We start from the raw sequence: 24,590 nt of genomic DNA, 5'->3' as shown, positions 1-24,590 counted from the left end.
AAAAAGTGCTGGTTTTTAAGAGTTTTTCTACAGCCTGAACGCCGCCATCTGCGGCGGCCGTAACGTATTTAGCGCGAAGCGCGTTGTGTAGGCCGTCCGCAGCATGGCCTGGTTATGAGTATTACTTGCCATAGACGTAAAAGCTGAAGCTTACTGCGCAGCACACAACCACTAGACCCAAAATTTTTGCTGCTATTTTTCCTGGTATTTCTGGAACGGGATGTCTGTATTTCTGTCTGCGGCCAAATACCGTTGTGTGCGAACGTGAGCCATAAGGCGAGAATACTGCAAAATATGCCATTGCTCCTGTAGCCACAGAGAAAGCTAGCCATCCGAAGAAATTTGAGAAGGTAAGCTTCTCAATTGAATAGGTCGTGTACAAGAATATACTACCAATAAATAATACAGCCACGATCACTCTTTTCATGGGCAACTCGGACTCATAACAGTTATATCGTGGTCCTCACGACGGATATCACCTTGAAGCATATCCAAGGCTGAAATTAGCGACAGAATGTCGCCAATCCCCCATCCCGTCAAGGTTTCAGCCAAACTGGAACCGCCGTTTCATTTACGATAATCAATCCCGATGACGCGTATCCCGGTTTTTGCCATGCCGCACAAGCCTCTGATTTTCTGCAGGTTTTTGACATTTCCCGGGGCGCTGCGGAAATATCGGTCGCAGGGGCCGAAATGTCTGGCCCTGTCTGGTCATTTTCAGGTGTTGGTTGATTTTTCGTCGATCGGTGGGGAGGGCAGGGGATCCCCGAAGCATATCTGCAAGCTGGGAAGGGAGAAGAGAAGGCGCTGCGAGGGCCCCGGGTGGCGAGAGTCCGCAGCTATCGTAGGTTAAGCGAACAATCCCTGCTCACTTTCTAGGCGCCGATGAATCGCCCCGCATCACCCGCAGGAGATCCTCCGCCCGAATCGGCAGGGCTCGCATGCGGACTCCTGTTGCGGCGAAAATCGCGTTGCCAATCGCTGGGCCCACCACGGTGGTTGCCGGTTCGCCGAGGCCTACGGGCATCTCGGTGCTGTCGACAAACTCCATTTCGATTTCCGGCACATCGCGCATGCGCAGCGGGGTGTAGCTGTTCAGGTTGGTGTCGACCACCTGGCCTTTCTCGAAGTGGGTGCCTTCGTGCAGGGCCAGGCTGACGCCCCATAGGGCGGCGCCCTCCACTTGGGCGCGAGCGCCGTCCGGGTGGACGACGGTGCCGGCGTCGGTGACCAGGGTGAGTTTTTCCACGGTGGGGCGGCCGGTTTTGCGGTCTACGTGTACGCGGGCCACGCACGCGGTCCAGGTGGGCATATTGCGCTCCTGGCCGTAGGTGGTGGCGACGCCCAGGCCAGTGTCCGCGGGCATTTCGCTGCCCCAGCCGGAGATTTCCTGTACGCGGCGCAGCACATTGGCCTGGCGTGAGGCGCCGCCGACAGAGTTGGGTGAAGAGCCGGCGTTTTTGCCTTCGGCTTTGAGTTTTTCCAGGCGGAATTCGATCGGGTCCTGTCCCACTTTGTGCGCCGCCTCATCCATGAAGCTTTCCAGTGCCCAGTTGACCCAGCCGGACCCCACGGAGCGCAGCCAGCCGGGGCGGAAGGTTTCGTTGGCGAGGTCGTTGGAGATGGCGCGGAGGCGGTTGGCGCCGACGGTGTACCAGTGCATGGCGCCCTGTATGGAGAAGGGGTCGTACATGCCGCCGGAGATACCCTCGGCGAGAAAGTCGGGCACCATCACCTGGGTTGGCCAGCCGGCGGTGGCGTGGTGTTCCATGCCGGTGACTCTGTTGTCGCCGTCGAAGGCCATACGCATTCGTTGCACCGACGGGGAGCGCAGGGAGTCGAAGCGGATATCGTCCTCGCGCGTGAGCACCAGCTTTACGGGTTTGCCCAGGGCCTTGGCGGCCAGGGCGGCGGGTACGGCGTAGTCGCCGTTGAGCCGGCGCCCGAAGCCGCCGCCGAGCATATAGGTTTTCATCACCACTTTTTCCTGCGGTACGCCCAGGGCCTCGGCCAGAGTGGGAATGATCAGGGATTGCCACTGGTTGCCGGTGTGGATTTCCCAGGTGCCATCTTTTTCCCGGGCCAGGGCGTTGACCGGTTCCAGCTGGAAGTGCAGGGCGCTGTGGGTGATGTATTCGGCTTCCAGGGTGGAGTCCGCTTCGGCGAAGGCTTTTTTCGCATCGCCGTCGTTGACCACCACCACGCCGGCGTCGCCGCTGTCAATCAGTTCGCGCCCGCGATCGAGGATGGCTCTTTCATCGATATCGGCGGTTTTGCCCGGCGTCCAGTCCACCTCGATTTTATCGGCCGCGATATTGGCGGCGTGGAAGCTGTCGGCAATCGCGATCGCCCAACCGGGCACGGTGCCGGACGGATCTTCCAGTACGATGGTTTCCCGGTAGCCGGGAATATCCCGGGCGGCGCTGTCGTCGATCTTTTTTACGGTGGCGCCGTAGCGGGTAGGTGGAATCAGCGGGCGCCCGAAGACCATGCCCTCAACTTTTGCGTCCAATCCGTAGAGGGCCTTGCCATCGGTTTTGTCGGGAATATCCAGGGCCTTTGCCGGCTCGCCGATCAGTCGCCGCTCGCTGGCGGGCTTGATCGGCATTTTCTTCAGTTCATCTTCGCTGAAGCTGCGGCTGAGGCCGCCGCTGCGGACCAGATCCGCGTAGCTGATGGACTGGCCGCCGGCAATCACGCGGCCGCTGCGCGCCCGGCACTGGTCCGGGGATACGCCCATCTGCCGGGCGCCTTCCTCGATCAGCGCGATGCGGCCGGCGGCGCCGGCCTGGCTCAGGGGGATATAGCTCTGCCATACGGACCAGCTGCCGCCGGTAACCATCAGGCCCCACTTGGGATCGCTGTCGACATGATCGAGGGAGACCTGGTCCCAGTCCGCCTCCAGTTCGTCGGCGACGATACGGGCGAGGGCGGTGCCGATATGCTGGCCCATTTCCGCCTTGGCGATATTCACCACGATATGCCCGTCTTTCCGGATCCGGTACCAGATGGTGGGCTCGAAAGCGCCCTCGGCGGCGGCACCGGTGGGATCGGCCAGGCTCAGCGGCGAGCGGGCGAAGGCGAAAGTGAGGCCGGCGCCCGCCATACCGATAATGAAACCGCGCCGGCCCAGGTCCGGTGTGTCGCTGTCGGCGGACGCGCTCTTGGGAAACTTAAGCATGGTCGGCCCCCGGGTTGTCTTCGCCGGCGTCCGCGCGCATACGGCCGGCGGCCAGCTTGATCGCCTCGCGGATGCGGATATACGCCATGCAGCGGCACAGGTTGCCGCTCATGACATGGTCGATCTGTTCGTCGGTGGGGTTGGGGAAATCCGCCAGCATGGCCGCCGCCTGCATGATCTGGCCGGGTTGGCAGTAGCCGCACTGGGGTGTCTGTGTCTCTACCCAGGCCTGTATCAGCGGGTGTTCGCCGTTTTGCGACAGGCCCTCGATGGTGGTGACTTCGGTGTCGGAGACGCCACTCACCGGTGTAACGCAGGAGCGCACGGCGCGGCCGTTGACGTGTACCGTGCAGGCGCCGCAGAGACCGATACCGCAGCCGTACTTGGTACCGGTAAAACCGATGTCGTCGCGGACGACCCACAACAGCGGCGTCTCCTCCGGTACATCCACTTCTGCCCGCTGGCCGTTGATCCGGAATCTGGTGCTCATTGACTCCCTCCCTGGTGAGGCGCAGCGGTACCCGTCTGCTGGCGCAGTTCTTCAAGTCGTTTCTCCAGGCCGTCCCACGCCGGCCGGTCCGCGCGTTTGCGCAGGAACTGCGCCAGCTCGACGATATCCCGGTTGTCCAGGCGGGCGAAGTCCGGCATAACCACGCCCGGCGTCCCCTCGTTGGCGGGAATGCCCTGCAACAGGACCCGCAGCAGGTTGGTGGGATCCGCGGCGGTGACGGCGCTGTTGAGGCTGAGCTCTGCGCGCAGGGCGATGGGATTGTCTGCCGCGTTGTAGTGGCAGGCGGCGCAGGCTGCCATATACACGTTTTCGCCGTAGCCGCGATCCCCGTCCGTGCGCTCGTGGGCCGCTTCAATGATCTGCCCGGCTTGTCGGTCCACACCATCTGCCTCCTCCGGGCCGGCAAGTGAGGCCAGGTAAATGGCAATTGCACGGATATCGCTGTCCGGTGCCCGCTCCAGGCCCTGATGCACCACTTCGCCCATGGAGCCCACGGCCACACCCTGGTAATCGGTCTGCCCCTCGCGCAGGTAATCGTAGAGCGTGTCGCTATCCCAGTGCACCGGAACCGGTTGCTCGGTATTCAGCGCCGGTGCATACCAGTTGTCCACCAGTGCGCCGGCGTAGGCCTTATCCTTTTTCTCCGCACCGAAAGCGTTGCGCGGTGAGTGGCAGGCCGTGCAGTGGCCGGCCCCCTCCGCCAGGTAGGCGCCTCGGTTCCAGTCGTCGCTCTGCTGGGGATCCGGTTGCAGCGGATCCCTGGAGAAGAACAGCAACTGCCAGCCCCACTGCAGGAAGCGCAGGTTGAAGGGGAAATGCAGGGCGTTTTCCGGCGGGGTATAGGCCACCGGTTCCCGTGTCATCAGGTAGGCATAGAGCGCATCCAGGTCTTCGTCTGTGAGGTTTTTGAAGTGGGTATAGGGAAATGCGGGATAGAGGTAGGAGCCATCGCGGGCCACCCCCTCGCGCATGGAGCGCACAAACGCCTCGCGGGACCAGTTGCCGATACCGTCTTCCGGGTGCGGGGTGATATTGGTGGCATAGAGGCTGCCGAAGCCGGTGGGAAACTCCCGGCCGCCGGCGTAAGGATCATCTTCGTTGACAGTGTGGCAGGTGGCGCAGTTGCCGATACCGGCCAATACCCGGCCGCGCTCTACCTGCTCCGCACTGAAGGACGAGGCGCCGGGTGTTTCCACCGCGGCAATCGACGGTTTGCGAATCAGGAAGAAAAGCGCAGCGAGGATGATCAATACCACCACGAGTACCGTGGCCAGGGTTCGGCCCATGTCGAAACCTCTTGCAGTAACCAGTCACCGGGGCCGCGTTTTATCTGGATGAAGCGGCGGGTATGGCGCGCCGGGAATCCGGCAGATCAGTCACTGTATAGCACCTGGTGAGGGTGGCTTCGGGAATTTCGATCGGTTATCGGTCAGATGGCGGCAATAACTTCTTCTTTCCATACGGAATACAGGGTTTCAGCTGACCACTGTTATTGCCAGGCAGTTCTTCCAGGCCAATTCGCAGGATGGGCAAAGCGCAGCGTGCCCATCATCCCCTGTCACTGATGGGCACGTCGCTGCGCTCCTTTGCCCATCCCACAAGGAGCGTTGTCTTATCTTAGTGCCGTATGGGTCAGGCCAGAGAGCAGGAGCCACAGTGCGGGAATGATGGCGGCCAGCCACCTCGCCGGGCCGCGGAGTGCGATCAGCACCGCGCCGAGGGTGGCGATGGCGGTGGGGTCCGGATGGATACCGAACACTTCCGCCCCGTACCAGGAGTGGCCGCCCAGTGGTGCGAGCAACGGCAGGCCGGCCAGGCCGAAGAGGGCGATGGCGATACCGGCCATCACCGGCGGGCTCGTGTATCGCGGCAGTTGTGCGGGACCGCGGTGCACAAACGCGATCGATAACAGAAGCGCTGCCTGTGCCAGGAAGGCCCAGCCGATATAGCCGCCGGCCCAGTTGAGCTCCGCATAGCGCTGCATGAAAAAAGCCACGGCGACAAAAGTCCAGGGCGGAACCAGCAACAGGCAGGCGAGACGCGTGCGGTTTTTCAGTGCCAGGAACAATGCGGTGGCGCCCAGTGCCAGCATCAGCAGGTGCAGCGGCCAGAAGGCCTCGCCCATCCGCTCCAGCAGGCGGAAATAGATATCTGCCGTAAATGGAATAAAGTCCTGGAGGTGGTAGCTGGCCCAATCGCTCATAGGGACTCGATAAACCTCGCCATCCGCTGCCGGGTACTGGTGGAGGGCAGGGGTGCCCGACCAGCGCGCATATTCTCGTTCATATGCTCGACGCGGGTGGTGGCGGGGATGGCGCAGCTTATCGCCGGGTGGCTGACGATAAACTTCAGCAGAAAATCGGCCCAGGTACGGCAGCCGCATTCCTCAGTGGCCCATTCGGGAACTTTCTCGCCACTGCGTTTCAGGCCCTTGATCAGGCTGCCACCGTCGTAGGGCCGGTTGGCAATCACGGCGATCCCCTTTTCCCTCGCCAGCGGCAGCAACCGATCTTCCGCCTCGCGGTGGGTGATGTTGTAGGTGAGCTGGGCGAAGTCGATATCCTCGCTGGCCATGATCTGCTCGAACTCCCAGTGGCGGCGCCCGTGGGAAGTGGTGATGCCGATATGGCGAATCTCGCCTGCGGCTTTCATTTCCCGCAGAGCCGCCAAATGTTCGCGCCAGTCCGTCAGGTTGTGAATCTGCATCAGGTCGAAACCTTGCACACCCCAGCGCCCAGCCAGTTCGGCCACCTGTTCCCGCGTTGAACCGCCGGCCGGGCTCCAGACCTTCTCCGCCGAAAGTAGGCTTTCCGGAATCCCCAGGCGCTTTAGCGCATAGCCGATGGTATCTGCCGCCGAGCCATACATGGGCGAGCAATCCACCAGACCACCGCCTTGCCGGAAGAAGGCCTGCATCACCCGGGTGCGTGCATCCAGTAACTGCGGATCATTGCCCACATTGAACGTGCGCCAGGTGCCCATGCCGATAACGGGCAGCTTTTCATCGGATCCCGGGATGGGCTTTGCCAGCAACGCCGTGCTTTCGGCCAGCAGTGATCGCGGCAGGGCAGCGGCGGCCAGGCCGGCGCCGGTCAGTTGTAGAAGCTGTCTACGTGTGAGTCGGTTTTTCATGGCGAACGCGGTTTCAGGCTGTCAGGTCGGCACAGGGCAGTGATCAACACCAGGACAAAGCATGCCAGTACGAACACTTTATTGACAAACCAGTTGGTGCGCCAGATGGACCACTCCGGATCGGCCAGGAACTGAATGAACAGGGCGACAATAATGATGATCTCCACAACAGACATGCCGATCGCGAGGGCACGGACATAGCGCGGCTGCGCCAGCAATGCCCAGCCCAGCCAGATATGTGCGAGTGGCCACAGGTCCCAGTAGATATGGTTGTTCCAGGGGGCGCCGTTGGCCAGCGCGAAGCCGATTGGGAACAGGTATTTAATAAAGACTGTCCAGGCGGCGAGAATAAACAGCAGGTGTGCGAGGAAAGCGTTCCAGGTATTCGAAGGGGATTGGATGGATACTGTCATTGCGACTCTCCTGCGACGTAAAACCATGGCTGCTTGTGCAGAAAATCGATCAGTTCATCGCGGAAGAGCCTGGCTCGGACAGACAGTGTGCGCTGGTAGGGCCAGACCAGGTATATATCCCGATGGGGCCCCTGCCACTGTGGCAGGACTTGTATCAACTCACCGTCATTCAGGCTTTCGTGAACCATGCTCATTGGCAACAGGGCGATACCGGCCCCTGCCTTCACCAGGTTCAGGGTGATCTGCATATCGTTGCTGATATGACGATGCTCCCTCGGGATTTCGATGCTCTGGCCACCGCACTGCAGCACCCAGTCGCTGAACATTTCGGCGGCGATACTGGGGAAGACGTCCAGCGTGTCTATTGTTGACGGGAGCTTTCCGGTAACTTTTTCAGCGGCTACAAGTACCAGGGGGATGGTACCGATCAGCTTTTGGATCAGGGACGAATTCATCTGTGGCCCCGACCGCAAGGCTATATCTGACTGGTTGGAAATCACATCCTCGGCGGGGTCGCCGAGCTTTATTTTCAGTGCGATATCGGGATGGTTGGCTACGAACCCCTGCCAGAAAACGTCCAGGGGACCGCTGCCCAGGTTTGTCGGTGCCATCACCTTGAGTTCGCCGCTCGGACTGTTGATCGCCTGGTCCAGGTGGTCGAGGCGTCTGTCCAGTGCGGTGATAAACTCGGCGCACTCCCGATAGTACAAAAGCCCCGCCGGTGTAAGCGTCAATCCCCTGCTTGAGCGATGAAAGAGCTCGCTGCCCAGCGCTTTCTCCAGCTCATTGACCCGCCGCGAAACGGTGGCCACCGTCATACCGAGTGCCTGGGCGGCGTTGGTCAGGCTCTGTTGATCAGCAGCGTTGATAAAGATCTTCAGGTTATCCAGCATGCTTTCCATATTTGCAAAATGTGTTTCCGATTTTAACGATACACTACAAATATGGGATGGTGATAGTCTGTTCCCCACACTTGCTGAGAGGGGAGAGTTATGAAACATCGATTGATCTTCGCCACCCTGATGTCGTTTGTGCTGACGCTGTTTATGTCTGCCTGGGTGACTTTTATCAATATGGGAGCGATTGAAGGGTTCGTGCGCTACTGGCTCTCGGCCTGGATGCTGGCATGGCCTGCCGCGGGGCTGATCTCCTTTCTGTGCGGACCGCAAATCCACCAGTTGGCGTTGGATATCGCCAGGAAGGTTTGAACGAGCCGGCACGGCAATCCAGGTTGATCGCGAGTATTCCTGGTTGGCTTACCAGGAGTCCGGATATTCCTCGTGCGTAACAAGCTCGTTGTCAAAACAGGACCAGGCCGCCCGCGAACCCCAGAAAATACGATCGCTGGGATCGATGGGTGGTTCCTCATCCAGCGATCCGGCGGGGATGATCATTCGCTGCCCATCGCGCGTTGGCCGCGGCAGCGGGCTGCCGCACTGGCCGCAGAACCATTTGCCGAAGCTCTTCGCAGTGGGCAGGTCGTAGCGCTGGATTTTATCCTCGCCGGAGAGCCACTGCAGTTGTGTCGGCTCGGCGATCATATTGGTAGCGTGACCGGTGCCGGTGGCCTTGCGGCAGCGTTGGCAGTGGCAGTGCACCAGTTTGTGGTAGGGCGGGTTGATCTGGTAGGTGACCTGGCCGCAGAGGCAGCTACCGTGTAAGCCGGATTGGTCCGTTGCTTTATTCATTGCAATCCCTCCATTCAGTTTCCGGGGAGTGACTGAGTGTATGCAAGATACAGACCGGCGGCAATCGGGCAGTGGTGGTAGTCGAGTAGGATGGGCAAAGCGCAGCGTGCCCATCAGGTTTCCGGGTGATGGGCACGTCGCTGCGCTTCTTTGCCCATCCTACGGAGCTGCTTGCGGCGTGGCCCCCGGACTATTCGCCTGCAAGCAGGCTCCTACAATGCGGCATATCGCAGCAATATCATGGATTCAGTACGAGCAACTCGGGCGCCACCACATTGAAATCCAACGCCATGGTCACACTGAGCGCGGTTATGGTGACAATCGAGAATGCGAACACCTGCCGCGCCCAGCCGGTAACATCGATATCGCGCCGGTACCCCCGCAGCGCCATTGCTAGCCACCACAGGCTGGTTGTACAGGCCACCGCCATAAAGGCGGCGCCCGTGTAACCGCTCAGCGGCAGCAGTACCGTCACCAGGCTGAATACGGCGATATACAGCACGATATGCAGCTTGGCCTTGGCCACGCCCTGGGCCACGGGCAATACCGGAATACCGGCGGCCTCGTAGTCCCGGTAGCGAAATATCCCGATGGCGTAGGAGTGGGGCATCTGCCACAGGCAGAACATCACCAGCAGGATCATGGCGCCGGCGTCGCACTGCCCGGTGACCGCACAGTAGCCGACCACCGGCGGCATGGCGCCGGACAGGGCACCCACCAATGTGCCGTAGATGGAATAGCGCTTCAGGTACAGGCTGTAGAGCCCCACGTAGACGAGAAAACCAAGCGCGGTAAATGCCACGCTGATCCCGTTGGTATATACCGCCAGCAGCGCAAAGCCGGCCGCGCCCAGCAGCAGCCCGAACACCAGCGCCGCACGCGCCGACAGCTCGCCGGTTGCGGTGACGCGGTTGCGGGTGCGCTGCATGCGCGCGTCGATATCCCGGTCGATACAGTTGTTGATGGCGCAGCCGGACGCCACCACCAGCGACAGGCCGATCACCGTTGCCAGGAACAGCGGCCAGTCGATCTCGCCGCGGGCGGCCAGGAAAAAGCCGCCTGCAACGGAGATCAGGTTGCCGGCGATAATCCCGGGTTTGGTGACCTTGAAGTAATGTCGGATCGAGGTGGACATACTCAGTACATCATCATGGCGTTGGCACTGTAGATGATCCACACCGAAAGCCCCACCACCATGACGATGATCAGTGCGGTAAACAGGAAGGTAAAGGTATTGGCCTTGCCCGCTGGCGTGAAATCCAGGTGCAGGAAATATTTCAGGTGCACGATCACCTGGATCACGGCCATGGTCACCACCAGCGGGATCGCGGTGGATTTTTCAAATTGCCCGGTCATGATCGCCCAGAAGGGGAGGGCGGTAAGGACTACGGACAACACAAAACCGACCAGGTAAGACCTGACGCTGCCGTGATCCATTTCGTGCGCGTTGGAAGCGTGCGAGCTCATTACAGTACTCCCATCAGGTAGACAACGGAAAATACACAGACCCAGACGATATCCAGGAAGTGCCAGAACAGGCTCAGGCAGCTCAGTCGCGTCACCGTCTGGTTGCCGAGGCCGCGTTTGACGACTTCCAGCATCATCACCGCCATCCAGATCAGGCCGGCGGTCACGTGCAGGCCGTGCATGCCCACCAGCGCGAAGAAGGAAGACAGGAAGGCACTGCGGGACGGGCCATTGCCCTCGGCGATCAGGTGGTGGAATTCATTCACCTCCATGCCGATAAACACGGCGCCCAGTGCAAAGGTCACCAGCAGCCAACCCAGAGTGGTGGCGCGGTTCTGCTTGTGCGCGCCAATCATGGCAAAGCCGTAGGTGATACTGCTCAGCAGCAGCGCCGCGGTCTCGATGGCCACATAGTCCAGCTCAAAAATATCCCGGCCGGATACGCCGCCGGCAGTGTTCATAAACAACACCGCATAGGTGGCGAAAACCGATGCGAACAGCAGGCAGTCCGTCATCAGGTAAATCCAGAAGCCGAATATCGTATTGTCACCGGTATCGTGGTGCGCGTGGTCGTCCGCTTGCCAGTTGGTTTTATCGGCCAGGTACGCCGCTTCCGTCATGGTATTCATGCCGGTACCTCCTCGGGTTCTTGCTTCAACGGCGCCACGCCTACCTGTTTCAGGTAGGCGGATTCAGTGCGCTCTATCTCATTGGGTTGCACGTAGTAGTCCACATCGTTGCTGTAGGCCCGCAGCAGGAAAAACACCACGGAAGCCACCAGCCCGGCCACCGCCAGCCAGCCGATATGCCAGATGGCGGCAAAACCGAAGGTGGTGATGGCGCCGGCAATCAGGATGCCGGAGGGTGTGTTTTTCGGCATATGGATGGGCGCGTAGCTGGCCGGCCGCTGGTAGGCGATGCCCTGTTCCTTCATATCGGTAAACGCATCGATATCGCGCACCCGCGGCAGCTCGGCAAAGTTGTAGAACTGCGGCGGCGAGGCGGTGGACCATTCGAGTGTGTGGCCGTTCCAGGGATCGCCGGTGGTATCGGGGTTCTGCTCGCGCTGGCGGAAGGCGATATAGAGCTGCACGAATTGCAGCACGATACCCACCAGGATGATCACGGCACCGGCGCAGGCGATGTACAGCCAGATATTCCAGTCCGGGTTGTCGGTGTGGTTCAGGCGGCGGGTCATGCCGAGGAAGCCGAGCACGTACAGCGGCATAAATGCCACGTAGAAACCCACCTGCCAGCACCAGAAGGAGGCCTTGCCCAGGCGCTCGTTCAGATGGAAGCCCATGGCTTTCGGGAACCAGTAGGCGAAGCCCGCCAGGTAGCCGAACACGGCGCCGCCGATAATGGTGTTGTGGAAGTGGGCGATCAGGAACAGGCTGTTGTGCAGTACATAGTCCGCGCCCGGCACGGCCAGCAGTACGCCGGTCATGCCGCCGATGGTGAAGGTCACCATAAAGCCCAGTGTCCACAGCACCGGCACTGTCATTCGCAGGCGGCCGCGGTACATGGTGAACAGCCAGTTGAACAGCTTCACCCCGGTGGGCACGGCGATGATCATGGTCATGATGCCGAAGAAGGCGTTGACGTTGGCACTGGAGCCCATGGTGAAGAAGTGGTGCAACCAGACAATAAAGCCGAGGATGGAAATCGCACCGCTGGCCCAGACCATGGAGTTGTAGCCGAACAGGCGCTTGCCGGTAAAGGTGGAAATCACTTCGGAGAAAATACCGAAGGCCGGCAGGATCAGGATGTACACCTCCGGATGGCCCCAGGCCCAGAAGAGGTTGATATACATCATGGCGTTGCCGCCAGCGGCATTGGTGAAGAAGTGGAAGTTCAGGTAGCGATCCAGCGTCAGCAGGCCCAGCACCGCGGTCAGGATCGGGAAGGAGGCCACGATCAGGATATTCGCCCAGGTACAGGTCCAGGTGAAGATGGGCATCTGCATCAGTTTCATGCCCGGTGCGCGCATCTTGAAGACCGTCACCAGGAAGTTGACCCCGGTCAACAGCGTGCCGATGCCCGATATCTGTAGCGCCCAGATATAGTAATCGACCCCCACGCCGGGACTGAACGACAATTCCGATAGCGGCGGATAGGCCAGCCAACCGGTCTTCGCGAATTCGCCCAGGCCCAGCGACAGGTTGATCAACACCGCGCCGCCGGCGGACAGCCAGAAGCTCAGGTTGTTCAGGAACGGAAAGGCCACGTCGCGGGCGCCGATCTGCAGCGGCAGGGCGATGTTCATCAGGCCGATCATGAAGGGCATGGCCATAAACATGATCATGATGACGCCGTGGGCGGTAAAGATCTGGTCGTAGTGCTCCGGCGGCAGGTAGCCTTCGGCACCGTTGGTGGCCAGCGCCAGTTGGGTGCGCATCATGATGGCATCGGAAAAACCGCGTATCAGCATGATCAGGGCCAGCACGATATACATGACCCCGAGACGTTTGTGGTCGACGGACGTCAGCCAGTCGCGCCAGAGCACCCCCCATTTTCTGTAAACGGTGATGGCCACGGCGATGGCGATGCCGGCCAGGCCGACCACCGCAAGCGTAATCATGATGATGGGCTCGTGAAAGGGAATCGCATCGAGCGATAGATTACCGAGTAGGGACATGGTAACTCCTAGGCCTCCTCAGGTTTTTCGGCACCGGACAGTGCCGCGGCATGTTCAGAGGCTGAATGTTCGGGGGACGCGTGCGCCGGCCCCTGATTCCAGTCGTTGTAGTTCTGCATGTACTTGTGGATGATCCCGTGGAAAAGGCCATCGCTGACGCGACCGAAGTGCTCCACCGGGTGGTTTTCGCTCGGTTTCGCCAGTTCCGAATAGCGCTCACTGGTGAGGGCAGGGCTTTCGCGCTTCAGTGATGCAACCCATTTTTCGAAGCCGGCCTCGTCGGTGGCCACTGCCTCGAACTGCATATCGGAGAAGCCCGCGCCGCTGTAGTTGGCCGAGAAGCCTTCGTAGGAACCGGGTTCGTTGGCGATCAGGTTCAGCCGCGTTTCCATGCCGGCCATGGAGTAGATCTGGCTGCCGAGCTGCGGAATGAAGAAGGAATTCATCGTGGACTCGGAGGTGATCTTGAACTGCACCGGCACATCGGTCGGGAATACCAACTCGTTCACTGATGCCACGCCCTGTTCAGGATAGATAAACAGCCACTTCCAGTTGAGAGATACCACTTGCACTGTCAGCGGCTCGCGCTTGTGTGCCAGCGGTTTGTAGGGGTCCAGCGCGTGGGTGGAACGCCAGGTAATTGCGCCCAGGATTGCGATGATTGCGACAGGCACCAGCCAGATGATGGTTTCGATCTTGCCGGAGTGGGCCCATTTGGGCGCGTAGATTTCGTGATCCCGTCCCTCGCGATACTTCCAGGCGAAGTACAGCGTCATGACAATCACGGGAATCACCACCAACAACATCAGCAGGGTCGAGATAATAATCAGGTATTTCTCGTCGACACCCACCTGGCCTTTGGGGTCGAGCACGCCACCCTGACAACCCGCCAGTGCGAACACGGCGGCGGCCAGCGCAGCTTTTCTTAGGCTACGAACTAACACGAGGAGAGATCCTCCCAACACGGAGGTTTACAACATCTGCCCGATGGAGAGGCAGTACGGACAACGCAAAGCCGCTCCCGCGAACCGGATCGAGTCGCGATGAGTGACAGGATTGCCGGGCGCAACGCACACGACGGTGAAACCTGTTCAGGAGGCGGCTATGCGAAGAATCGGGAGCTGACCGGCGGAATCGGCCGGCGTATCAGATGGCGAGAGGGGGAGCCCGGCAGCCGTGGGCCGTACGCGGGGTAGAGCAGAGCGCTGGCGCGGCCGGCAGCAGGTGGCGCAGATACCGCAGGAAAACGGTGCGCAGGGTCCTGACGAAATTGAGCAGCAGCAGGAAGTGCCGGTAAACCAGGATGTGCGAAGCCGCGAGCCCGGTCAGGCCGAGGCCGGCGAGCAGGTTCAACGCGGTGCCGTTTTCCAGCAGCGGGATCAGTTCAGCGGTATCGTACACGAGGCCGAAATGAATCAGCAGGCCTGTGACACCGGCAACCAGCGCCGCAAGCGCGAACACAGCACCGGCCCGCGGTTCAAGCAGGGGAGCTGTCGGGGCGCTTCCGTTCGGTGATTCGAGGGGGCTGATTGCTTTCAAAACTCATCCAGCAGATAAAGATGCAGAATGGACTGCGGGTACAACAGCGGAATAAAGTGGAGAAAATGACATTCCGGGTTGACGGCGGGCGAAGACTACCAAAGATTGCCGGGGCGCACAAAGCCCGATTATCCGGAGCTCGTGTGCGAAGTCCGGCTCGTCGCGGTGAGCGGAAAGCGGTGACCCCGAGGTCAATCGTCGGTGCTTTACGGCTGTTTCTGCCAGCGGTACTCCATCTGCCGCGCCGTGCGTTCGGCCAGTTCCGGAGACGCCAGCTCCGAAACCAGGAACAGGCTCATATCGATACCGGCCGAAATACCACCGGAGGTGGTGGTATTGCCGCGATTGACCCAGCGCTGGTTTTCCAGCACTTCCAGCGCCGGGTAGCGGGCTTTCAGGTTCGGGATATCTTCCCAGTGTGTGGTGACCGGCAGCCCGTCCAGCCTGCCGGCTTCCGCCAGCAGGAAAGCGCCGGTGCAGACCGAGGCCACCCGTTCGGCACTGGAGGCGACGTTTGCAATCCACTCGATCACCGCCGGTTTTTCCAGTTCGCCGGTATGAATGCCGCCGGCGACCAGCAACACATCGATGGGCGGGTGATCGTCGATGGTAAAGTGCGGGCACACTGGAAAACCGCCGCGCGCCTGCACGGGCCCGGCAGTTTCGGCCAGCAGGAAGATATTCCAGTCGGCCTGCGCCAGTCGCTTTGCGGTGCTGAACACTTCGAAGGGGCCGGAAAAATCCAGCACTTCGGCGTCGTCGTAGATATAGATTCCCAGGTTCAATGGTGATCCTCGTGTTGCCGTTACGTGCGTGGAGACCGCCGGCATACTACCCGGCCCGGGCGGCCCCGGTCGAGCGTCTGCCGCCGGAGGACGGGCAAAGGAAAGCCGTCGTGTGCCGATCAATGCCTCCCGGTCCGCTTCTTTCTCCCATCTTTCCAGCTTCCTGATCCTCCGGTACTCACTCATTTAACTTTTTAGTTGAATGATTCTCCGGAGGCTGCTACATTCAACAATATGGTTGAATCAGAACTTGCCCAATTGAACGACGTCTTCCACGCCCTCGGCGACACCACGCGCCGCCGCATGCTGCGCGAACTCAGCGAAGGGGAGAAGACGGTAGGAGAACTGGCCGCGCCGTTTGAGATGTCGCTGGCGGCGGCTTCAAAACATATCAAGGTACTGGAAAAGGCTGGCCTGATCCGGCGCGAGGCGCGCTGGCGTAGCCGCGTCTGCTACCTGGAACCCGGTCCCCTGGCCAGCGCGCAGCAGTGGCTGAAACAGTACGAGCACTTCTGGACCGAACGCCTGGATATTCTCGAACGCCTCCTCCGTGAGGAGGATGCTTCCAAAACCCCAAACAGGGAAGGAGACGACCCATGACCGAAGATATTACCCTCGACAACTACGGCACCCTGGTTGAACCGGATACACTCAGGATTCAGCGCCTGCTACCGGGCCCGATCGAGCGCGTGTGGGCCTACCTCACCGAGAGCGACCTGCGCCGCCAGTGGCTGGCCGCCGGTGAAATGCAGATGGCCACCGGTTCCCCGTTCGAATTTGTCTGGCGCAACGACGAACTGACCGATCCGCCCGGCCAGCGGCCGCCGAACTACGGCGAGGAACACCGGATGCAGAGCCGCATCACCGAGCTGGACGTGCCGCGCAAGTTGGCAATTGAGTGGGACAGTACCGGCGGCGTGTCCTTCGAGCTGGAACCCCGCGGCGGCGAAGTGCTGCTGACGGTGACCCACCACCGTGTGCCGGATCGCTCGACCCTACTGAGTGTCAGTACCGGCTGGCACGCGCATCTGCAGGTCCTGGCCGCGCGACTGGCGGATGGGGAGCCGGAGCCTTTCTGGGATGCGATCAATCGCCTGAAGGCTGATTACGAGCAACGGCTGCCGGCTTAAGTGCGATCGCAGTACCTGCTCGCACGGTAGCTGGTGTTGGTGCGGGTGTATTTTTTTATTCAATTTTCGGGAATGGCGTCAGCACGTTGTAGGCACTCTTTTTTAACCTTCTGTCATCCCGGACTTGATCCGGGATCCAGCCACCGTAGCCCCTGGATTCCGGATTAAGTCCGGAATGACGACGCCGCCTAGGTTGCCCAGTGTGCACGGACAGAAAAATGCTCCTGCATAATTTCTGCACTTTCGCTGGGCGGCATCCCGCTGGGCGGCACTCCGCCATCCATGGCGATCGCGCGTCCTACCTCGGTTGCACTTTGAGTTTTCAGTTGGCCCGTTGGCCCAATCGGGCACCGTTTTTATTCATGCTGCAGAATATTGAGCAGCCGCCCGAACGGATCCCGCACATAAAAGCGCCGCACGCCCCAGGGCTCGCTCGCCGGCCCGTACTCGATGGGAATTTCCGCCGCTTTCATTCTCTCCAGCGCTGCTTCCACATCGTCGACCTCGATCGAAAGGTCCGGCACCGGCGTATCCGAGCCGCCCTCGGTACCGAAACTGAGTTGAACCATCATCTTTGCATCCGAACCGTAGGTCTGGAACCAGCCGTGATCCATTAGCAGGTCGAGCCCCAGGATATCGCCGTAAAAAGCCGCGGCCTTTTCGGTATCGCGAGTCTCGAAGTTCGACATTATCCGTTTTACTTTCACTCTCGCATCTCCCTCTCATTCGCATCAGGACAATCGCCAGCGCATCGGATGGCGGTTCTGTAGTGTGCCTGCTTCGTCCCAATCTTCCCAGCCGGTAAACGGAATCGGGGCATCGCGCTCGATTCCTTCCAGGCGATCGACCCAGTCGGCGCGCAGCGATTCGATATGCTCGCGGAAGGCCGCCTCCTGCTGGTACTGGATGCCGCCGCCCTGCACGCCGTAACTGACCTGCGGTGCCAGCACATCGTAGCCGACGTAATAGAGAGAGGAATGTATCGGCCACAGCCACTCCACCATATTGCCGGCTCGGCCGAATGGCATGAACGCCCGCTCGGGCGAGCCGGCGGTCACCGAGCAGATGGCGCGCTTGCCGCGAAAATAACCGCGGTCGTAACGCATGATGCCGGAATAGAGGCCGCCGTAAACCAGCACCCGGTCGAACCAGCCTTTCAATATGGCCGGCTGCGCGTGCCACCACAGTGGGAACTGGAATATCACCAGGTCCGCCCATTCCAGCCGCTCGATCTCCCGCTGTACATCCGCCGGCAGGCATCCCCGATCGTGGTGGGCCCGCTGCTCGGTCAGCGGCGCAAAGGGTTGCTCGCGATCGGGATAATTCGACGCCTTCTCCACCGGGTCAAACTGCTCGCGGTAGAGGTCGTCCAGCACTACCCGGTGGCCAGCGGATTGCAGCACGTCGACAGCGCACCCGGCCAGCAGGCCATTGAAAGATTGCGGCTCCGGATGGGCCAGCACGATCAGGGTATTCATCGCTCGTACTCCTGTTGCACTTATTGGACGCCAGCTTAAACTGTCCGAAAATACACATACACTCCCCAATAATGAGAATCTGGTTTGCATGGATGAACAGCTGATTCGCTGGGACGATTTGCAGATAGTCCGGGCCATTGCCTGCAACGGCTCCCTGTCCGGCGCCGGCCGCCAGTTGGGCCTGAGTCACGCCACCGTATTCCGGCGGCTGACGGAGATGGAGCGGCGCCTCGGTGTCACCCTCTTCGAGCGATCTCGCAGTGGCTACAGCCAGACCCCGGCCGGGGAAGACCTGGCGGCAGTGGCCGCGCGGGTGGAGACGGATGTCCTGGGCGCGGAGCGCCGCATTGCGGGGCGGGATATCAAACTGTCCGGTACCATCCGCCTCACCACCACCGACACCCTGTACAGCGGTCTGCTGGCGCCGATACTGGCGGACTTCCGCCGGAAATATCCGCAGATCGAGCTGGAGCTGGCGATTTCCAACCAGGTCCACAGCCTCAGCAAGCGCGAGGCCGATATCGCCATCCGCCCGACCCGCGCGCCGCAGGAGACCCTGGCGGGCCGGCGGGTAGGGGAGGTCCGGATGGCCGTCTACGGCGCGCGGGCACAGTGGCGGGAGCAGCCGTTACCCCTGTCGCCGGGGGCGCTGGATGATTGCGATTGGCTGGGGCCGGATGTGCATATGGGGGACGCCGCTCTGGAAGGCTGGATGGACAGCCGGGGTTACCGGGAACACTGCCGCTACCGGATTGACTCGCTGCTCGGAATACAGGTAGCGGCTCGCCAGGGTAACGGTGTAGCGGTATTGCCCTGTTACCTCACGGAACCGGACGAGCAGCTGCTGCGACTGACTCCGCCGATTGCAGAACTGGCGACGCCCTTGTGGTTGCTGATTCATCCCGATTTGAGACGGGTGAATCGGATGCGAATCTTCCTGGACGAGGTGGGAGAGAATGTCAGAAGAGTGCTGTCGGGCGAATATGGCGCGTGACTGCCGATCGATAGGACGGGAAGGTCAATTCATTTTGCAGAGCTGCGCGAATACCCGGATTTGGGAAATGGTACAAATATTTTGTCACGAAAAACTTTTTATTGGGCCTTTTCCTTTCTTGACCCGACGTATCCTCGGCTGCCAACCTTTAAATGTTAGCGTTAACATTTGTTGGAAGTAGTAGACGGTATCGGATTTGCCGTCATTGGGTTGTTGATTCGAAGCATTCGCGGGGAGGGGATAATTGTCTTTCTTGAGTTCGCAGAAGCTTGTTCTCTTTCCGCACCGGCGCCCCTTTTTTTAACCCAATTTGTTAGCGCTAACATTTTCGATAGAGGTGGTTGCCGGCTGATGTGGCTTCGTTCAAAGGATCAATAATGAAAACGAAAGGGTCATTCTCATGAGTTTTATAAGCGATGAAAAAATAGCCTCTGCCGGCCGCGGGTTGGCGGCGGCGTTCGCCTGCGCTGCCCTGCTCGGTGTAGCGCCGGCCGGTGCCCTGGAAACCGTATCCTCGAATAGCGAGGGGACCCACGACGGTTTCTTCTATTCGTTCTGGAAGGACAATGGCGATGCCTCCATGACGCTGTATCCGGGTGGCCGCTACACCTCCCAGTGGAGCAACTCCAATAACTGGGTCGGCGGCAAGGGCTGGAATCCGGGCGGTCGCAGGATCGTCAACTATTCCGGCGAGTACAACGTGGACAACTCGCAGAATTCCTACCTCGCCCTGTACGGATGGACCAGAGATCCCCTGATTGAGTACTACGTAATCGAGAGCTACGGCTCCTACAATCCATCCAGCTGTACTACCGGCAGGGAGACCTACGGTACCTTCCAGACCGATGGTGCCACCTACGAGATCATCCGCTGCCAGCGTGTCGAGAAGCCTTCCATCGACGGTACCCAGACCTTCTACCAGTACTTCAGCGTGCGCCAGCCGAAGAAGGGCTTTGGCAGCATCAGCGGCACCATCAACGTGGGCAACCACTTCGACGCCTGGGCGGCCGCGGGCCTGAACCTGGGTGACCACTATTACCAGATTATGGCGACGGAGGGTTACCAGAGCACCGGCAGCTCGGATATTACCGTGACCGAAGGCAGCAGCGGTGGCGGTAGCAGTAGCGGCGGCAGCAGTAGCAGCAGCGGTGGTAGTAGCGGCGGCAGCAGTAGCGGTGGCCCGTCCGGCACCGACATCATTGTGCGCGCCCGCGGTACCGCCGGCGGGGAGCATATCAACCTACGTATCGGCGGCAGCACCGTGGCCGACTGGAACCTCACCACCAGCGACGCCGACTATACCTACACAGGCGACGCAGCCGGCGATATCCAGGTTGAATTCGACAACGACGGTGGCGACCGCGACGTGATTCTCGATTACGTCTACGTCAATGGCGAGACCCGCCAGGCGGAGGATATGGACTACAACACGGCCACCTATGCCGATGGCGAATGTGGCGGTGGCTCCAACTCCGAGACAATGCACTGCGATGGCGTTATCGGATTCGGGGACACCAGCGATTGCTTTAGCGGCAGTTGTAGCGGCAGTTCATCCGGGGGAAGTTCAGGGGGTAGCTCCGGTGGAAGCTCAGGAGGCAGTTCCGGCGGAAGCTCCGGCGGCGGTTCATGCAGCTGTAACTGGTGGGGCACCGATACTCCGCTCTGTTCCAACCAGGATGACGGCTGGGGTTGGGAGAACAATGAGAGCTGTGTGGGCAGCAATACCTGCTCCAGCCAGACCGGCGGTGGCGGTATTGTCTGCCCTTGATACCGATTCCGCTGTCTGGAGAAAAGCCCTGTATTTGCGGTAGTGCTCTTCGCTTATCGAGCGTTGCAGCCTGATGCAGGGCTCCAAGAATCCGGTTTCCACGTCCAGGAAGCCGGGTTTCTGTGTCCCTTCAATAGTCCTTCTTCGATATCGACTTTCTTAGTCTTTTGCGATCTGAGCACTGTCATTCAAAAAAAATCTGATAAACGGGTGAAGTCAGAGCTTCAGCTATCTTTTAGAGCGACTACTCGTCGCTGATCTCTCCTTCTGGTCAGGTGTTAGAAATAGTGGTTCATGCGGTAAATTCGGTGATTCTATCTCACAGCCACAGGTTCCAGGGCAAGGCGAAAAAGCGCTGGACTAGCAGCGCTAATTCAAGCTTTTCCAACGCAGCACTGGGGCCTGTGGCGAAGAGATAGTGTTGCTGAATTTACCGCATGGACCACTAGCTCTTTGGGTGGCGTTTCTTCGAAATTAATTTTCCGCTACCTAATCAGGATTCCTCTCCCCTGAGCTGAGATCCATTTTTCCCTATAAATACGAGTGACAACTGAAAAGCAGTGTATCCTTGTGAAGCCTCTGATGACGTTGATAAATGTTAGTCCGGCAGTTTACGGTGAGACTATTTGACGAGGAGTCACAATGGTTACATTTTTACGGTTTAAAAACTGATTTGGTTAGATATCGGTTTTTCTGAGAGGGGGAAGATAATACTATCGATCTGAGATCGGGTTTCTATCCCTCATTCATGAAAATATAAGTTATGTGGTCAAATTTATTAATTTTGAGAATGTAGCCATCAGGATGGCATTCATGATTGGTATGTATGTGCCAAGTGTTGGTGAGTGATGTTTATTAATTTTATGTCGCTAAATTAAACAAAAACAGGTTTTACTGACTTTGTCGTGAGTGTTAATGTTCTCTAATGTTAAATATTGTTAGGTTAAGGTGATATTTAGAAGATTGGTGGTCTAAGTATTTTTGATTTTAGATTGTAATTCGATTTTTTCTGATTATGGGAAGGGAGGATTAAGGAAGATAAGGAAACGCTTTTGCAAGATTTTTCTAATCTAATGCCAAAAAGCATACAGGTGATCATAAAGGATATAAGGAAGTTTGGGACCATGAAAATATCGGTTGTGAAATTTTTTTTGTTAGGAGTGGCATCATTGCTTGCGGTTTTGCCTTTTGCGGCTAACGCTGTTCAGGTTGAAGGGCCCTCGTCGGTGCCTGTACAAGCTGCCAGCTCCACCGATCGTATTATCGTTAAATACAAAGACACGACTCCGATGGGAGTTGCGAGCAGCATGTCGCAGGCGGCTCTGAATAGAGCCTCGCGTATCGCAGGCACTGAGTTGCACCATTTGCGCCGGCTTTCCACGGGCGCCCAGTTATTGCGCTTCCAGGGTCGCAAAGGCAAGACTGAGTTGGCGGGGGTTGTCGCCCGTCTTCAGCAGGACCCGAATGTGGAATATGCAGAACCTGACTTGTTGCTGCAGCCTATGTTCACTCCCAATGACCCCGGCTACAACCAGCAGTGGCATTACTTTGAGGCCGCCGGTGGTCTCAATTTGCCCGGTGCCTGGAATACCAGCCGGGGTGCGGGCGTTGTGGTTGGTGTGATTGATACCGGATATCGCCCGCATGCGGATCTGGCGGCTAATATCCTCCCCGGCTATGACATGATCTCTGATCCCAGCGTGGCCCAGGACGGCAATGGTCGCGACAGCAATGCCCGGGACCCAGGTGATTGGGCGCCGGCGGGGGCCTGCGGTTCGGGCTCCCCGGCTCGCAGTAGCAGTTGGCACGGTACCCACGTGGCGGGCACCGTTGCCGCTGTCACTAACAACGGCTCTGGTGTGGCCGGTGTAGCCCACAAGGCCAAGGTAGTACCTATCCGTGTCTTGGGCCGTTGCGGTGGTTTCACTTCGGATATCGCTGACGCGATTATCTGGGGCGCAGGCGGTTCGGTCAGTGGCGTTCCAGCCAATGCCAATCCGGCCGAGGTGTTAAACCTGAGTCTGGGCGGCAGCGGCAGTTGCGGCAGTACCATGCAGAATGCCATCAATACGGCGCGTAGCCAGGGCGCCACTGTGGTAGTGGCTGCGGGTAACTCCAGTGCCAATGCCGGCAACTTTACCCCCGCGAGTTGTAATGGTGTAGTGAGCGTGGCAGCGGTGGACAGATCTGGTGGTAGAGCCTGGTATTCCAACTTCGGCAGTGTGGTGGATGTTGCGGCGCCAGGCGGTGACACCTCTGTATCCGGGAATGGTGTGCTGTCGACCCTCAATAGTGGAACGCAAGGCCCTTCTGGAGACAGTTTCGCTTTCTATCAGGGAACGAGCATGGCTTCACCCCATGTGGCAGGCGCTGCGGCACTGCTCTATTCGGTGGACTCCAGTCTCTCTCCCAACTCCGTGGAATCCATCCTGAAGAGCACCGCTCGTAGTTTTCCCGCTTCCTGTAGCCAGTGTGGTTCTGGCATAGTCAATGCGGCTTCAGCAGTTAATGCTGCTTCTAGCAGTCAGAGTTTGATAAGCGATAATATGACCTTGAATCATAATTGGAAGAAGAGAAGTTACTCCGGGCCAAGCAATCCGAGAGTGGTGATGGGGACGCCGAGTTACAATGGTTCTCATCCGACAACAGCTCGGATAAGGAATACGTCAGCCAATTCCTTTACGGTACAGCTTGACGAGTGGGACTATCTTGATGGTTCTCATACGAATGAAAATATTAGCTACCTGGTGGCAAAAAATGGTAGCTCTAGATTCGGTTCACTTTCAGTTAAATCGGGGGAAATAAATCTTAACCATAACTGGAAAACCGTTAATTTCGGCTCTTCTTTCTCTAATAAGCCTGTAGCCGTCGCTCAAACTGTCACTCGTAATGGAGGAGCGGCAGTGACCACGCGCATTCGAAATGTTACAAGTACAAGCTTTCAGGTTCGTTTGCAGGAGGAAGAGGGAGCTGATGGGGTCCATGCGACAGAAAAAGTTCACTGGATAGCTATCGAAAGCGGTACTACTAACAGTAATGGCGCTAAACTGGTCGTTGGGAGAACTTCAAATAGCGTAACCGATTCTTGGAAGTCAATTGGCTATAGCAGTGTGTCCAGCCCTAAAATGATCGCAGCAATGCAGACGTTTGATGGGGGAGATACTGCTGTACTTCGTCGAAAGAATCTGACCTCTAGTAGTGTACAAGTTAAGGTGGAAGAAGAGCAGTCAGATGACTCTGAAGTTGCCCATACGACCGAAGTTGTCGGTTATATTATTATGGGGCGTTAGCTAAAGAGTTAAAAGATTGTTTCGTTTTTACTAGGTGATATATAGTATTACCTTAATTGGCCCCAGTATTAAGCTGGGGCTTTTTGTTGTGCGCCTGGCATAGAATGTACGGTAGGAGTAATCCGGTCCCGCGCCTCTTCCGGCTTGCGGTTGTCGGCTGATTAATTAGAAGTTGTTTCAATTGGTGTATGTGCCAGACAGGTTTCTCTGTCTTGTTGGTTCATTATTGCTACTTTGACGTCAACCAATTNGTGTTTCGGATTCTCACGCAGCACGTTTTTGTTTAAAAAGCGAACTATTCGTCTGAGCCGAGACGCAACTCCCCCAACCCCCATGCTTTTTCTACACGCCGGGGACAGCGCTCACATGGAGTTATCCGCTTAGCAGGCGCTCGGCCGTTTGGCGAAACAGGTTTTTCCAAGGGTACTGCTCAGCGAGCTGAAACACCCAGCGAGAGGCTTTGCAAGTCACCACGGCAGCCACTTTCAGTAGCTTCAAACGAAGGGTGCCTACATAGGCGTTGGCCAGTTCCGGTGATTTTCAACCCAGTTGTCCAAATAACTGCGTTTAAGCAGC

24 protein-coding genes and 2 pseudogenes are annotated in these 24,590 nt (G+C 58.7%); 7 read left to right on the top strand and 19 right to left on the bottom strand.

Annotated elements, in window-relative coordinates; all coding sequences use genetic code 11:
- Positions 1-121 precede the first annotated feature (121 nt).
- The 8 genes from OQE62_RS18020 to OQE62_RS17985 form a co-directional block, all read right to left on the bottom strand.
- Positions 122-427 carry a hypothetical protein gene (locus OQE62_RS18020; protein WP_265723436.1) on the bottom strand — a complete coding sequence of 102 codons (306 nt, stop codon included), beginning with the start codon at positions 425-427 and terminating at the stop codon, positions 122-124.
- 441 nt (positions 428-868) lie between these two features.
- Positions 869-3,181, bottom strand: a complete 2,313-nt coding sequence (locus tag OQE62_RS18015) for a xanthine dehydrogenase family protein molybdopterin-binding subunit (protein ID WP_265723435.1) — start codon at positions 3,179-3,181, stop codon at positions 869-871.
- Positions 3,174-3,671: a (2Fe-2S)-binding protein gene (locus OQE62_RS18010; protein ID WP_265723434.1), complete on the bottom strand. Its 498-nt coding sequence runs from the start codon at positions 3,669-3,671 to the stop codon at positions 3,174-3,176. The genes OQE62_RS18015 and OQE62_RS18010 overlap by 8 nt, the downstream gene beginning before the upstream one ends.
- A complete protein-coding gene (locus OQE62_RS18005) occupies positions 3,668-4,978 on the bottom strand; it encodes a cytochrome c (RefSeq protein ID WP_265723433.1) in 1,311 nt (436 codons plus the stop codon). Before OQE62_RS18005 ends, OQE62_RS18010 begins: the two co-directional genes overlap by 4 nt.
- Positions 4,979-5,304: 326 nt before the next feature.
- The gene (locus OQE62_RS18000; RefSeq protein ID WP_265723432.1) at positions 5,305-5,895 is read right to left on the bottom strand and encodes a DUF6064 family protein; all 591 of its coding nucleotides are present in this window, start codon (positions 5,893-5,895) and stop codon (positions 5,305-5,307) included.
- On the bottom strand, positions 5,892-6,824 hold the full coding sequence (locus OQE62_RS17995; RefSeq protein WP_265723431.1) for an aldo/keto reductase: 933 nt from the start codon (positions 6,822-6,824) through the stop codon (positions 5,892-5,894). The genes OQE62_RS18000 and OQE62_RS17995 overlap by 4 nt, the downstream gene beginning before the upstream one ends.
- The gene (locus tag OQE62_RS17990) at positions 6,821-7,237 is read right to left on the bottom strand and encodes a hypothetical protein (RefSeq protein WP_265723430.1); all 417 of its coding nucleotides are present in this window, start codon (positions 7,235-7,237) and stop codon (positions 6,821-6,823) included. Before OQE62_RS17990 ends, OQE62_RS17995 begins: the two co-directional genes overlap by 4 nt.
- Complete coding sequence (locus OQE62_RS17985; protein ID WP_265723429.1) at positions 7,234-8,139, bottom strand: LysR family transcriptional regulator; 906 nt, start codon at positions 8,137-8,139, stop codon at positions 7,234-7,236. Before OQE62_RS17985 ends, OQE62_RS17990 begins: the two co-directional genes overlap by 4 nt.
- A gap of 90 nt (positions 8,140-8,229) precedes the next feature.
- On the opposite strand from OQE62_RS17985, the gene OQE62_RS17980 reads away from it, so the two are divergent.
- A complete protein-coding gene (locus OQE62_RS17980; RefSeq protein ID WP_265723428.1) occupies positions 8,230-8,445 on the top strand; it encodes a DUF2798 domain-containing protein in 216 nt (71 codons plus the stop codon).
- Positions 8,446-8,493: 48 nt separating this feature from the next.
- On the opposite strand, the gene OQE62_RS17975 is transcribed toward OQE62_RS17980, so the two are convergent.
- The 8 genes from OQE62_RS17975 to OQE62_RS17940 all read right to left on the bottom strand — a co-directional run bounded on the left by OQE62_RS17975 (position 8,494) and on the right by OQE62_RS17940 (position 15,354).
- Positions 8,494-8,925, bottom strand: a complete 432-nt coding sequence (locus tag OQE62_RS17975; protein ID WP_265723427.1) for a GFA family protein — start codon at positions 8,923-8,925, stop codon at positions 8,494-8,496.
- A gap of 238 nt (positions 8,926-9,163) precedes the next feature.
- The gene (gene cyoE, locus OQE62_RS17970) at positions 9,164-10,060 is read right to left on the bottom strand and encodes a heme o synthase (protein WP_265723426.1); all 897 of its coding nucleotides are present in this window, start codon (positions 10,058-10,060) and stop codon (positions 9,164-9,166) included.
- A gap of 2 nt (positions 10,061-10,062) precedes the next feature.
- Complete coding sequence (gene cyoD, locus OQE62_RS17965; protein ID WP_265723425.1) at positions 10,063-10,392, bottom strand: cytochrome o ubiquinol oxidase subunit IV; 330 nt, start codon at positions 10,390-10,392, stop codon at positions 10,063-10,065.
- On the bottom strand, positions 10,392-11,021 hold the full coding sequence (cyoC, locus tag OQE62_RS17960) for a cytochrome o ubiquinol oxidase subunit III (RefSeq protein WP_265723424.1): 630 nt from the start codon (positions 11,019-11,021) through the stop codon (positions 10,392-10,394). The genes cyoD and cyoC overlap by 1 nt, the downstream gene beginning before the upstream one ends.
- A complete protein-coding gene (gene cyoB, locus OQE62_RS17955) occupies positions 11,018-13,030 on the bottom strand; it encodes a cytochrome o ubiquinol oxidase subunit I (RefSeq protein WP_265723423.1) in 2,013 nt (670 codons plus the stop codon). Before cyoB ends, cyoC begins: the two co-directional genes overlap by 4 nt.
- Before the next feature lie 8 nt (positions 13,031-13,038).
- Positions 13,039-13,974 carry a ubiquinol oxidase subunit II gene (gene cyoA, locus OQE62_RS17950; protein WP_265723422.1) on the bottom strand — a complete coding sequence of 312 codons (936 nt, stop codon included), beginning with the start codon at positions 13,972-13,974 and terminating at the stop codon, positions 13,039-13,041.
- 202 nt (positions 13,975-14,176) lie between these two features.
- Positions 14,177-14,569 (bottom strand): hypothetical protein, encoded by a 393-nt coding sequence (locus OQE62_RS17945; protein WP_265723421.1) that lies wholly within the window; start codon positions 14,567-14,569, stop codon positions 14,177-14,179.
- Between the two features lie 206 nt (positions 14,570-14,775).
- Entirely contained in the window at positions 14,776-15,354 is a 579-nt protein-coding gene (locus tag OQE62_RS17940) for a DJ-1/PfpI family protein (RefSeq protein ID WP_265723420.1), read from the bottom strand.
- 258 nt (positions 15,355-15,612) lie between these two features.
- On the opposite strand from OQE62_RS17940, the gene OQE62_RS17935 reads away from it, so the two are divergent.
- Positions 15,613-15,954: an ArsR/SmtB family transcription factor gene (locus tag OQE62_RS17935; protein WP_265723419.1), complete on the top strand. Its 342-nt coding sequence runs from the start codon at positions 15,613-15,615 to the stop codon at positions 15,952-15,954.
- A complete protein-coding gene (locus OQE62_RS17930; protein WP_265723418.1) occupies positions 15,951-16,484 on the top strand; it encodes an SRPBCC family protein in 534 nt (177 codons plus the stop codon). The genes OQE62_RS17935 and OQE62_RS17930 overlap by 4 nt, the downstream gene beginning before the upstream one ends.
- Before the next feature lie 356 nt (positions 16,485-16,840).
- On the opposite strand, the gene OQE62_RS17925 is transcribed toward OQE62_RS17930, so the two are convergent.
- Positions 16,841-17,191: a VOC family protein gene (locus tag OQE62_RS17925; protein ID WP_265723417.1), complete on the bottom strand. Its 351-nt coding sequence runs from the start codon at positions 17,189-17,191 to the stop codon at positions 16,841-16,843.
- A 24-nt stretch (positions 17,192-17,215) separates the two neighbouring features.
- Positions 17,216-17,962: an NAD(P)H-dependent oxidoreductase gene (locus OQE62_RS17920; protein ID WP_265723416.1), complete on the bottom strand. Its 747-nt coding sequence runs from the start codon at positions 17,960-17,962 to the stop codon at positions 17,216-17,218.
- Positions 17,963-18,050: 88 nt separating this feature from the next.
- Here OQE62_RS17920 and OQE62_RS17915 point away from each other — a divergent pair, with 88 nt between their 5' ends.
- From OQE62_RS17915 to OQE62_RS17900, 4 genes and pseudogenes are all read left to right on the top strand, one after another.
- Entirely contained in the window at positions 18,051-18,956 is a 906-nt protein-coding gene (locus tag OQE62_RS17915; protein ID WP_265723415.1) for a LysR family transcriptional regulator, read from the top strand.
- 400 nt (positions 18,957-19,356) lie between these two features.
- Positions 19,357-20,589: pseudogene (locus tag OQE62_RS17910) on the top strand (glycoside hydrolase family 11 protein); the annotation flags it as partial.
- Between the two features lie 9 nt (positions 20,590-20,598).
- Positions 20,599-20,724 (top strand): annotated as a pseudogene (locus OQE62_RS17905) (carbohydrate-binding domain-containing protein); the annotation flags it as partial.
- 1,052 nt (positions 20,725-21,776) lie between these two features.
- The gene (locus OQE62_RS17900; RefSeq protein WP_265723414.1) at positions 21,777-24,014 is read left to right on the top strand and encodes a S8 family serine peptidase; all 2,238 of its coding nucleotides are present in this window, start codon (positions 21,777-21,779) and stop codon (positions 24,012-24,014) included.
- 372 nt (positions 24,015-24,386) lie between these two features.
- Here OQE62_RS17900 and OQE62_RS19540 read toward each other — a convergent pair whose 3' ends face one another.
- On the bottom strand, positions 24,387-24,542 hold the full coding sequence (locus tag OQE62_RS19540; protein ID WP_377535909.1) for a transposase: 156 nt from the start codon (positions 24,540-24,542) through the stop codon (positions 24,387-24,389).
- Positions 24,543-24,590: the final 48 nt, after the last annotated feature.

The sequence above is a fragment of the Microbulbifer halophilus genome (genome assembly GCF_026183675.1).
GTDB classification, from domain to species: domain Bacteria; phylum Pseudomonadota; class Gammaproteobacteria; order Pseudomonadales; family Cellvibrionaceae; genus Microbulbifer; species Microbulbifer halophilus.
This window is presented reverse-complemented; position numbering and strand designations above follow the sequence as displayed.